The 11,219-nt window shown below is 64.7% G+C and carries 9 protein-coding genes; 8 read left to right on the top strand and 1 reads right to left on the bottom strand.

Features of this window, described 5'->3' with window-relative positions; translation table 11 throughout:
- The first annotated feature begins 175 nt into the window (after positions 1 to 175).
- The 6 genes from MTX35_RS09290 (at position 176) to MTX35_RS09315 (ending at position 8,571) form a co-directional block, all read left to right on the top strand.
- Positions 176 to 1,159, top strand: a complete 984-nt coding sequence (locus MTX35_RS09290) for a cation diffusion facilitator family transporter (RefSeq protein WP_243594708.1) — start codon at positions 176 to 178, stop codon at positions 1,157 to 1,159.
- Positions 1,160 to 1,294: 135 nt separating this feature from the next.
- Positions 1,295 to 2,749 (top strand): ethanolamine permease, encoded by a 1,455-nt coding sequence (eat, locus tag MTX35_RS09295; RefSeq protein ID WP_243594709.1) that lies wholly within the window; start codon positions 1,295 to 1,297, stop codon positions 2,747 to 2,749.
- Entirely contained in the window at positions 2,746 to 4,158 is a 1,413-nt protein-coding gene (locus MTX35_RS09300) for an ethanolamine ammonia-lyase subunit EutB (protein ID WP_243594710.1), read from the top strand. Before eat ends, MTX35_RS09300 begins: the two co-directional genes overlap by 4 nt.
- Positions 4,155 to 4,922, top strand: coding sequence for an ethanolamine ammonia-lyase subunit EutC (gene eutC / locus MTX35_RS09305; protein WP_243594711.1), 768 nt, complete (start codon positions 4,155 to 4,157; stop codon positions 4,920 to 4,922). Before MTX35_RS09300 ends, eutC begins: the two co-directional genes overlap by 4 nt.
- A 54-nt stretch (positions 4,923 to 4,976) precedes the next feature.
- A complete protein-coding gene (locus MTX35_RS09310) occupies positions 4,977 to 6,593 on the top strand; it encodes an AMP-binding protein (protein ID WP_243594712.1) in 1,617 nt (538 codons plus the stop codon).
- Positions 6,594 to 6,624: 31 nt separating this feature from the next.
- Positions 6,625 to 8,571: an acetoacetate--CoA ligase gene (locus MTX35_RS09315; RefSeq protein WP_243594713.1), complete on the top strand. Its 1,947-nt coding sequence runs from the start codon at positions 6,625 to 6,627 to the stop codon at positions 8,569 to 8,571.
- Here the strand turns inward: MTX35_RS09315 and MTX35_RS09320 are convergent.
- Positions 8,547 to 8,981, bottom strand: coding sequence for a thioesterase family protein (locus tag MTX35_RS09320; protein ID WP_243594714.1), 435 nt, complete (start codon positions 8,979 to 8,981; stop codon positions 8,547 to 8,549). The two genes, MTX35_RS09315 and MTX35_RS09320, sit on opposite strands and share 25 nt — an antisense overlap.
- 73 nt (positions 8,982 to 9,054) lie before the next feature.
- On the opposite strand from MTX35_RS09320, the gene MTX35_RS09325 reads away from it, so the two are divergent.
- Entirely contained in the window at positions 9,055 to 10,512 is a 1,458-nt protein-coding gene (locus MTX35_RS09325) for an amidohydrolase (protein ID WP_243594715.1), read from the top strand.
- A 52-nt stretch (positions 10,513 to 10,564) separates the two neighbouring features.
- A complete protein-coding gene (locus tag MTX35_RS09330; protein ID WP_243594716.1) occupies positions 10,565 to 10,990 on the top strand; it encodes a PPOX class F420-dependent oxidoreductase in 426 nt (141 codons plus the stop codon).
- Positions 10,991 to 11,219: the final 229 nt, after the last annotated feature.

An 11,219-nucleotide genomic window follows, 5' to 3' on the forward strand; every position in this document is an offset into this window, starting at 1 on the left:
ACGCAGCGCTGGCCTGACCCAGCGGAACAGAGCACCCCAACGCCAAAAAAGAGGTGACCCGGGCATCGAACCCGAGCCACCCCTTCGCAACGTCGAACTACCGCTCACTCAAAATGCGACAGCCCCCTGGTGGCACTCAACCGCACCACTGCGCGGAGCGCATACAGTGCGAACGATGAAGAGCGCACCGAAGTCCGAGGCGGCCGAGGGCGGCGAGAGCCTCCGCACGGTGGTGATTGCGTTCGTCGCCAATCTCGGTGTCGCGATCGCCAAGACGTTCGCGGCCGTGTTCACCGGGTCGGCGTCGATGGTCGCCGAAGCCGCGCACTCGTGGGCGGATACCGGCAACGAGATCTTTCTGCTCGTTGCCAATCGACGGGGATCGCGTGGACCCGACGATCGCCGGCCGCTCGGTTACGGTCGCGAGACGTACTTCTGGTCGACTCTCGCGGCCATCGGGCTCTTCGTCGCCGGTGCTGCCGTGTCGGTGTGGCACGGCATCACCTCGTTGCTCGCCGGTGAATCGAGCAGCGAGAACTACCTCGTCGCCTACGTGGTGCTCGCGATCGCGTTTCTGCTCGAGGGAGTGTCGTTCCTGCAATCGGTTCGGCAGATTCGCGGTGAAGCAGCCGAGTACCACAGAGACTTTCTCGATTATGCACTCGAGACCTCGGATCCGACGCTGCGCGCGGTGTTCGCCGAGGACAGTGCCGCACTGATCGGCATCGTGATCGCCGGTGCCGGAATCGGATTGCATCAGCTGACCGGTAACGCGGCCTTCGACGCCATCGGGTCCATCCTCGTGGGCATACTGCTCGGAATCGTCGCCTTCGTTCTGATCGATCGAAACCGCCGATTCCTCACCGGCGAACCGGGTTCGAGAGCATTATGGAACGCGATGGTGCAGCGGATCGAAGGGCTCCCTGAGGTGGCTTCGGTCAGATTCGTGCGCATCGAGTTCGTCGGTCCCAAACAGATCTACGTGGTGGCGAGTGTCGATCTCGTCGGTGACTTCGCAGAGTCACGCATCGCGCACACGCTCCGGCGGCTGGAGCGTGAGTTGGAAACCAACAGGGCTGTGGTGGACGCGGTACTGACAGTCGCCGAACCGGACGAGGGAGATATCGGCGACGTCAACGCCGTCGAAAACCTGACGTAATTCGCCTGTCACTCATCGATGACGCGGCGCTTACATCACGGTCCTATCGTGAACCGATTCGCGCGCCACCCGTGTTGTGAATCGTCCCCTCGGGCGTGACCCCGCTCCGAGCGAAATGGATACGAGAGGCTTGCAATGTCCGTAGAAGACCCCCAGTCGTCTCCGCCGAAATCGAGCTCGCACGAGAGCACACAGTCACACGTCGAAGGCGGTGACTACCTGGCCAAGCGAACTCTGAAGAAGGGGACGGCAGGCTGGGTCCTGCTGGCGGGCCTCGGAGTCAGCTACGTCATCTCCGGCGACTACTCCGGCTGGAATTTCGGTCTCGCCGAGGGTGGCTTCGGTGGTCTGCTCATCGCGGCGATCATCATCGCGGGCATGTACCTTGCCATGGTCCTCGGTATGGCCGAGATGTCGTCGGCGCTGCCCGCCGCGGGCGGTGGCTACACCTTCGCCCGCCGCGCTCTCGGACCGTGGGGCGGATTCGCCACCGGCACAGCGATTCTCATCGAGTATGCCATCGCTCCCGCGGCGATCGCGACGTTCATCGGTGCCTACGTCGAATCGCTCGGACTGTTCGGCATCACCGACGGGTGGTGGGTCTACCTGGTGGTCTATGCGGTGTTCATCGGAATTCATCTCTCCGGCGCAGGCGAAGCCCTCAAGATCATGTTCGTCATCACCGCGATCGCATTGGTCGGACTCGTCGTGTTCGCCATCGCCGCCATCGGACAGTTCGACGCGAGCAACCTGACCGACATCGCGCCCACCGACGCAGCCGGAGCTTCGGGATTCCTGCCGTTCGGCTACCTCGGCATCTGGGCTGCTGTCCCGTTCGCCATCTGGTTCTTCCTCGCGATCGAAGGCGTTCCTCTGGCCGCAGAAGAGGCCAAGGATCCGACCAAGAACGTGCCGCGCGGCATCATCGCCGCCATGGGCGTACTGCTCGTCACCGGTGCCGTCGTGCTACTCCTGGTGACCGGCGCAGGCGGTGCCGACGCCGTCAAGGAATCGGGAAATCCATTGGTGGAAGCACTTGGTGACGGAACCGCGAGCAAGATCGTCAACTACATCGGCCTGGCCGGACTGGTCGCGTCCTTCTTCTCGATCATGTACGCGTACTCGCGCCAGCTCTTCGCGCTCTCGCGTGCCGGATACCTGCCGAAGACACTGTCCATCACCAACTCGCGCAAGGCCCCGACGCTCGCACTCATCGTCCCGGGCGTCATCGGCTTCCTGCTCTCACTGACCGGTCAGGGCGCAATGTTGCTCAACATGGCCGTGTTCGGTGCGGCGCTGAGCTACGTTCTGATGATGGTCAGCCACATCGTGCTCCGTCGCAACGAGCCGAACATGGAACGGCCGTACCGAACCCCCGGCGGCGTCGTGACCACCGGATTCGCGTTGATCGTCGCCGCGCTCGCCGTTGTCGCCACGTTCGTCGTCGATTCCACCGCGGCACTGTGGTGCCTGGCCGTGTTCGTCGCGTTCATGGCCTACTTCGGCATCTACAGCAGGCATCATCTCGTCGCGAACTCGCCGGACGAGGAGTTCGCTGCACTGGCCAAGGCCGAGGCCGAGCTGGAATGACGATCTACACCCAGCAGGTCTCGGGCACCACCTACACCTTCGACGGGCTGGTGGACTTGATGGCCAAGGCGACACCGCTTCGATCGGGCGACGAATTGGCCGGCTGCGCAGCCGAATCGGACGCCGAGCGTGCGGCAGCCCAATGGGCATTGTCGGAGGTCTCGCTCGACGTCTTCCTGCACGATCTGCTCGTTCCGTACGAGAGCGACGAAGTCACCCGGCTCATCATCGATTCACACGACCGCATCGCCTTCGGAGCGGTGTCGCACCTGACCGTCGGCGGCCTGCGGGACTGGCTCCTCCAGGTCACCGCGAGGTCGGACGCGGCGGCGACGTTGCGGTCGGTGGCCGCCGGACTGACTCCAGAGATGGTGGCAGCGGTCAGCAAGATCATGCGAAACCAGGATCTGATCGCAGTGTCGCGAGCCGTGCAGGTGACGTCGGCCTTCCGAACGACGATAGGACTTCCCGGAACCCTCACCACGCGTTTGCAACCCAATCACCCGACGGACGATCCGCGCGGAATCGCCGCGGCCACACTCGACGGATTGCTCCTCGGATCGGGCGACGCGGTGATCGGGATCAACCCCGCGACCGACTCACCGCAGGCGACGGCCGACCTGCTGCATCTGCTCGACGACATTCGGCAGCGCTTCGAGATTCCCACGCAATCGTGCGTACTCTCGCACGTGACGACGACCATGGAACTGATCGACAAGGGCGTTCCGGTGGATCTGGTGTTCCAATCCATCGCGGGCACCGAAGGGGCCAATTCGAGCTTCGGAGTGAACATTCCACTGCTTCGGGAAGCCAACGAGGCAGGCCGATCACTGCACCGCGGAACCGTCGGGAACAACGTCATGTATCTCGAAACAGGTCAGGGTTCGGCGTTGTCGGCGGGCGCGCACATCGGTACCGGCGATCGGCCCGTCGATCAGCAGACCCTCGAAACACGTGCGTACGCGGTGGCCCGCGATCTCGAGCCGCTGCTGATCAACACCGTCGTCGGATTCATCGGGCCCGAGTACCTGTACGACGGCAAGCAGATCATCAGGGCCGGCCTGGAAGATCACTTCTGCGGCAAGCTGCTGGGCCTGCCGATGGGAGTGGACGTCTGCTACACCAACCATGCCGAGGCCGACCAGGACGACATGGACACTCTGCTGACCCTCCTCGGCACCGCCGGGGTCGCGTTCGTCATCGCGGTGCCGGGTGCCGACGACGTCATGCTCGGATATCAGTCGTTGAGCTTTCACGACGTGCTCTACGTCCGGCAGGTTCTCGGTCTACGACCCGCACCGGAATTCGAGTCGTGGCTCTCCCGACTGGGAATGGTGGACACCGACGGCCGACTTCTCGAGGTCGATGCCGCGGGATCACCGTTGCGTGCGTTGATGAGTGCGCGATGACCGGTGAATCTGAAGTGGAGTTCTGGGGTGAGTTGAGAGCGATGACTCAGTCTCGGATCGGGTTGGGACGCATCGGTGATTCTCTACCGACCACCCGCGTGCTCGAGTTTCGCTCGGCGCACGCTGCTGCGCGCGATGCCGTGCACATGCCGCTCGAGGTCGAGGAGTTCGTGGCTCGGGTGGAGCAGGTGGGGCTCGGATCACCGCCGGTGGTGACGTCGCTGGCGACGAGTCGTGCGGAGTATCTCCGACGGCCGGATCTGGGCCGGCAGCCGAAGGACCTGTCAGCGGTGCCGCATTCGGAGGACGAGATCGGCATCGTCCTGAGTGACGGGTTGTCTCCGCGTGCGCTGTCCGATCACGGTGTGGCCATGCTGGAGGCGTTGAAAACGGAACTCTCCGATAGCTATTCGATCGCGGCTCCGGTGATCGCGACCGAGGCGCGAGTGGCGCTGGGTGATCACATCGCCGCAGCGATGGGCGTGCGGACGGTGTTGGTTCTGATCGGGGAGCGTCCGGGACTGTCGGTCGCGGACAGTCTCGGTATCTATCTGACGCATCTGCCGAAGCCCGGGTGCACCGACGCCGATCGCAATTGCATCTCGAACATCCATCCGCCGGAGGGGCAGGGGTACGAGCAGTCGGCCCGGATCGTGGCCGGTCTTCTGGCCGGAGCCAGGAAGCTCGGTCGGTCCGGAGTGGCGCTCAAGGACACGTCGCGAGCCGACGCGCTCGAGTCGGCGGACGTCCTCACCCTGGAGTGACGTCCCCCTATTCGGGGGTGGCTGTACGTGATCGGCGTCACTACCGTGGGGTTCATGGACAGTTATTCTTCCGGTGCGTCGGACACCGCAGTTCTGGACGATACGATCGGCGCGAATCTGGATCGCAGTGCGGCGCAGTACTCCGATCACGATGCGTTGATCGATGTGGGCTCGGGGCGACGGTGGGCCTACTCCGAGTTCGTCGCCGATGTCGATCTGCTGGCCGCAGGCTTGCTCGTGGCCGGTGTCGAGGTGGGGGACCGCGTCGGAATATGGGCTCCGAACTGCCCGGAATGGGTTCTGGCGCAATATGCGACGGCGAAGATCGGTGCCGTGTTGGTCAACATCAACCCCGCCTATCGCTCCCACGAGCTGAAGTTCGTGCTCGAGCAGGCCGGTGTGTCGGTGTTGTTGTCGGCCACGGAGTTCAAGGGATCGAACTACGCGGCGATGATCGACGACGTGCGCCCCGAGGTGCCGTCGCTGCGTGAGGTCCTGTTCATCGGCAGCATGCAGTGGGAAGCGATGACCGATCGCGGTCACCGAGCGTTGGCGAAGACTCCACACATGATCACCGACGTGTCCGAGCGGCTGAGTGCCGATGATCCGATCAACATCCAGTACACCTCGGGGACAACGGGTTTCCCCAAGGGCGCGACGCTCAGTCACCGCAACATCCTCAACAACGGGTTCTTCGTCGGAGAGCTCTGCCACTACACCGCCGAGGACCGTGTGTGCATTCCGGTGCCGTTCTACCACTGCTTCGGCATGGTGATGGGCAATCTGGCCTGCACATCACACGGAGCGGCGATGGTGATTCCCGGTCCCTCGTTCGATCCGGTGGCGACGTTGACGGCCGTCGCCGCGGAGAAGTGCACCTCGCTCTACGGAGTCCCGACGATGTTCATCGCGGAACTGGCACTGGAGAACTTCGACGACTTCGACCTCGGCAGTCTGCGTACCGGCATCATGGCCGGATCGCCGTGTCCCACCGAGGTGATGAAGCAGGTCATCGAGCGGATGGGTATGGCCGAGGTGTCGATCTGCTACGGCATGACCGAGACGTCGCCGGTGTCGCTGCAGACTCGGAGCGAGGACTCCATCGAGCAGCGGGTGTCGACCGTCGGGCGCGTCGGTCCTCATCTCGAGGTCAAGATCGTCGACCCGATCGAGGGCAGCACACTGCCTCGCGGTGAGGCCGGCGAGCTGTGCACCCGCGGCTACTCGGTGATGCTCGGCTACTGGGAGCAGCCGGAGAAGACTGCCGAGGCCGTCGACGACGAGGGGTGGATGCACACCGGCGACATCGGGGTCATGGACTCCGACGGCTACGTGGCGATCACCGGGCGGATCAAGGACATGGTGATTCGCGGCGGCGAGAACATCTATCCCCGCGAGGTCGAGGAGTTTCTGTACACCCATCCCGATGTCCTCGACGCGCAGGTGATCGGAGTGCCCGACCCAAAGTACGGCGAAGAGCTGATGGTGTGGATCAGGATGAAGGACGATGCCGCACCGCTCGATTCGGCTGCGGTGCGCGAGTTCTGTGACGGACGGTTGGCGCACTACAAGATCCCGCGATACGTGCACGTGGTCGACGAGTTCCCGATGACGGTCACCGGCAAGGTGCGCAAGGTGGAAATGCGCGAGAGGTCGCTCGGATTGATCTGACGACGATCGCTCGGCTGACATACTCGCGTGTATGGACAGTGCGCTGTGGACGCCGACGGATTCCGATCTCGAGGAGGCTCGGGTGACCGAGTTCGCGCGGTTCGTGGAGCAACGTCACGAGGTGGAGCTGCCGGATTACGAGGCGCTGTGGCGGTGGTCGACGATCGAACTCGAATCGTTCTGGCGGGCCGTGTGGGATTTCTTCGAGGTCCGTTCCTCCAGCGTGCCCGACACGGTGCTCGCAGAGCGCAGTATGCCGGGAGCGCACTGGTTTCCGGGTACGCAATTGAACTACGTGGACCAGGTGATCAGGCACACGCGACCCGGCCGCGCCGCGATCGTCCACGCCCGCGAGGACGGTTCGACGCGGACCGTGACGTGGCTGGAGATGATCGATCAGGCGGGGGCGCTGGCGGGCTCGCTGGCCGACGCGGGAGTCGGCCGCGGCGATCGCGTCGTCGGATACCTGCCCAACGTTCCCGAGGCCGTGATCGCGTTCCTGGCGACCGCGAGTCTGGGTGCGGTGTGGTCTGCGTGTGGGCAGGACTACTCGGCCTCGGCAGCACTCGACCGTCTGGGCCAACTCGAACCCACGGCCTTGATCACGGCAGACGGGTACGTCTACGGAGGGAAGTTGCGAGACAAGGCCGCCGATGTCGGCGCTCTCACGGCCGGGCTGCCGACGCTGAGACTGGTGGTGACGGTCGGGGAGGCGTCGGGAAATGCAGTGAGTTGGGCTGACGCAACAGCGCAGAGCCGTCAATTGTCTCCGGCAGCAGTGCCTTTCGACCACCCGCTGTGGGTCGTGTTCTCCTCGGGTACCACGGGTCTACCGAAGGGGATCGTGCACGGTCACGGCGGTGTGGTGCTCGAGCATCTCAAATCCGTTGTTCTGCACTCCGATCTGGGGCCCGAGGACGTGTTCTTCTGGTACACCAGCCCCAGCTGGATGATGTGGAATTTCCAGGTCGCCGGTCTACTGGCCGGATCCACGATCGTGTGCGCCGACGGAAATCCGGCATTTCCGACGCCGGATGCATTGTGGGACATCGCCGGTCGGCTCGGTGTGACCTACCTCGGCACCAGCCCCGGGTACGTGCTCGCGTGCATCAAGGCCGACACGCATCCGGGCTCCGATCACGATCTCGCGGCGCTGCGGGCCGTCGGCATCACCGGATCCGCGATGCCCGCAACGTCGTCGATCTGGTTGGCGGAGAACATCGGAGCCCACGTGCCGGTCTTCTCGATCTCCGGCGGCACCGACGTGGTGTCGGCATTCGCCGGGGGAGTGCGGACCGCGCCGGTCTGGGCCGGAGAGCTGTCGGTGCCGTTCCTCGGCGTGGCGCTCGACGCGTTCGACGAAGCCGGCAACTCGGTGCGGGGGACGGTCGGTGAACTGGTCGTCACCGAGCCGATGCCGTCCATGCCGCTGTACTTCTGGAACGACGCGGACGGATCTCGATACCGGGACGCTTACTTCGACACCTATCCGGGAATCTGGCGGCACGGTGACTGGATCACTGTGACCGATCGCGGCAGTGTGGTCGTCCACGGACGATCCGATTCGACGCTCAACCGCAACGGAATTCGCATGGGCAGCGCCGACGTCTACCAGGCCGTCGAATCGCTGGACGAGGTCACCGAGGCGCTCGTGCTCGGCATCGAGCTACCCGACGGCGGATACTGGATGCCCCTGTTCGTGGTGGTCCCTGGCGGTGCGACCGACGAGTTGCGTGAACGCATCGAATCCGTCATCAGAACGCAGGCGTCGCCGCGACACGTTCCCGACGACGTCATCGCCACGCCCGCGATACCCCACACCCGAACCGGGAAGAAGCTCGAGGTACCGCTCAAACGTCTCTTTCAAGGTGCCACTGCCGCAGGCACTCTCGATGCGAGTGCCGTCGACGACCCGGCTGCGTTGGCGTGGTTCGTCGACCGGGCGACCGAGTTTCAGCGAGTCCAGCGCGCGAGATAGGCCTTTTCCTCCGGCGCGATGCGGCGTAGGGTCTCGGCACCGATGTCGACCATCGCCATCCGGGTCGTCGCCACCACGGCGGGCGGCGAATCGGGTGCCGCGCCCGCGGCGCGCACCTCGTACCCGATGGTGAAATCGACAGCGCGCACCTTCTCGAACCACAGTGTGACGTCGAGTGGACCGTCCGAGTGCCGGAGCGGTTTCTTGTACGCGATGGTCACGTTGGCGATCAACGCACTCTTGATCAGAGACTCGTTGGCCTCGCCCTCGCTGAGCAGCCATTCGATGCGTGCTTCCTCGAGCAAGGTGACCATCCGTGCGTGATTGATGTGCGCGAAGGCGTCCATGTCGGACCAGCGCACCGTGACGGTCGCGTGATATCCGACGGGACCGGTCGGCTCTGTCTGCATCGCACCAGGCTCTGTTTTCATTGCTAGAGGATGGCATGCACGTCGGCCGAGACGACGCTCTAGAGTCCCAGGGGTGATTATCGCCAACGTCGCACTGGATGGTTCCGGCGTGCTCTTCGACATCGAACTCGTCGGCTCGGTGATCGAGTCGATCGCCCCCGCCGGCCGTCGACGCGGTAGCGGCGTGGAGGTGCTCGACGGTGGGGGCGGGGTTGCCCTGCCCGGGTTCGTGGACAGTCACGCACATCTGACGCAGTGGGCTGCGGCGCGTCGGCGAATCGATGTCGGGCCGGCCATGTCGGCGGCCGATGCGGTTGCGCTGGTGTACCCCTATGCGCGGACAGCAGGCGATTCGGTAGTGCGCGCCAACGGCTTCCGGGACGCACAGTGGCCCGAGGAACCGCACAAGGATCTGCTCGAGAATGCACTGCCCGGTGCCCGAGTGGCCATGACGAGCATGGACCTGCACACGCTGTGGCTGAGCCCGGCATTGCTCGCAGATCTGGGAATCGATCACCCCACCGGGGTGCTCCGCGATGTCGACGGCCTCGAAGCGGTGATGGCACTCGAGGAACAGGAGGACCCGGCCGAACTGGATCGGGCCGTCCTCGACGCGACCGCAGCACTGGCGGTCCGCGGAGTCACCGGCGTCGTGGATTTCGAGTTCGCGGACAACAAGACGGTCTGGGATCGACGTCTGACGGCCGGTTCCCCTGCGGTACGTGTCGATACGACGGTGTGGCCGCAGTGGCTCGACGAGGCAATCGAGCGCGACGAGCGGACCGGCGACGTCTCGGCGCTCTCGGAACTGATCAGGCGCGGACCGCTCAAGGTGATGCTCGACGGTTCGCTCAACACCAGAACGGCGTGCTGCCACGACCGGTACCCGGGCATCGACGGCGACGACGCGTTCGGTCTGTTGCTCGAGACCCAGGAGAGTCTGTTCGGGCTCGTCTCGCGGGCGTCGCGCAGTGGCATCGTGCCGGCGATTCACGCGATCGGCGACCGCGCGAACAGCATCGCACTCGATGCGTTCGAGCGGGCCGGCTGCGGTGGTCGGATCGAGCATGCGCAACAGATACTGCCGGAGGACATCGCGCGTTTCGCTGCGTTGGGCGTCGCGGCATCGGTGCAGCCGCAGCACGCGATGGCCGATCGCGATATTGCCGAGCACTTGTGGGCGGGACGGCGCTCGGTGGCCTACGGCTACGGAACGCTCCATCGCAGCGGGGCAAGACTGCTCTTCGGTTCCGACGCCCCGGTCAGTCCACCCGAACCGTTGGCTGGAGTCGCCGCTGCGGTGTTCCGAACCGACGACGACCGACCGCCGTGGCGTCCCGAAGATGCCGTCCCTCTCGACGTTGCGCTGCGCGCAGCATGCGGCGGCCGGGGCCCGCTCCGAGTCGGGGATGCGGCAGACATCGCCGTTCTCGTCGAGCATCCTGCTCATCGCTCGGTGCAGGATCTCGCCGAGACGGAGATCAGAGCCACGATCTGCGCGGGCGAGCTCACTCACGCGGCTGCGGTGTAGGCGCGAAGCCCGCGGATCGATGTTGTCGGAGGGGCCGCGTAGCGTCACTGAGATGACGTCGATCACCGATCCGCGCGTAGGCGAGTTCCTGTCCGCGGGTACCCGCACCGGCAAGCTCGGATATCTCGCCTCGGACGGCAGACCCCTGGTCGCGCCCGTCTGGTTCGTCGTGGAGGGCGAACAGATCGTGTTCAACACCGGGGCCGACACGGCCAAGGGCCGATCGATTCGCCGTGACCCCCGCGTCGTGTTGACCGTCGATCTCGAAGAGCCACCGTACGGATTCGTCCAGGTGCAAGGCATCGCGTCGGTCGATGAGGACCCCGTGGAGCTGGTGCGTACCGCAACCGAGATCGGGGCCCGGTACATGGGCCGCGAGCGTGCCGCCGAGTTCGGCGTGCGCAACGGTGTTCCGGGCGAATTGATCGTTCGGGTGACCCCGAACAAGGTCCTTGCCGCTTTCGACATGACGGCATGACGACCGACGCTCCCCGCGCGGTCGGCACTGTAGATTGACCGGGTGCCGAATCGAGTCGAAGGTGTTCGATCGACTCGAAGCGGGTACCGACATGTAACGGTCCGGTACATACATACGGATATGTACTGAAAGGTAACTTCGAGTTGTTTCCGGTGAGAAAATAGAGAACGACGTAAGTGACTTGCTCGATGTGTTCGGTGCCCACCGATCGCTGCCGGTTCGGCGGCCG

The sequence above is a fragment of the Rhodococcus sp. ARC_M12 genome, from assembly GCF_022810385.1.
GTDB classification, from domain to species: Bacteria; Actinomycetota; Actinomycetes; order Mycobacteriales; family Mycobacteriaceae; genus Rhodococcoides; species Rhodococcoides navarretei.

Coding starts and splice junctions, on each gene's coding strand:
- MTX35_RS09290 (WP_243594708.1), top strand. CDS start 176: ATGAAGAGCGCACCGAAGTCCGAGGCGGCCGAGGGCGGCGAGAGCCTC.
- eat (WP_243594709.1), top strand. CDS start 1,295: ATGTCCGTAGAAGACCCCCAGTCGTCTCCGCCGAAATCGAGCTCGCAC.
- MTX35_RS09300 (WP_243594710.1), top strand. CDS start 2,746: ATGACGATCTACACCCAGCAGGTCTCGGGCACCACCTACACCTTCGAC.
- eutC (WP_243594711.1), top strand. CDS start 4,155: ATGACCGGTGAATCTGAAGTGGAGTTCTGGGGTGAGTTGAGAGCGATG.
- MTX35_RS09310 (WP_243594712.1), top strand. CDS start 4,977: ATGGACAGTTATTCTTCCGGTGCGTCGGACACCGCAGTTCTGGACGAT.
- MTX35_RS09315 (WP_243594713.1), top strand. CDS start 6,625: ATGGACAGTGCGCTGTGGACGCCGACGGATTCCGATCTCGAGGAGGCT.
- MTX35_RS09320 (WP_243594714.1), bottom strand. CDS start 8,981: ATGCAGACAGAGCCGACCGGTCCCGTCGGATATCACGCGACCGTCACG.
- MTX35_RS09330 (WP_243594716.1), top strand. CDS start 10,565: ATGACGTCGATCACCGATCCGCGCGTAGGCGAGTTCCTGTCCGCGGGT.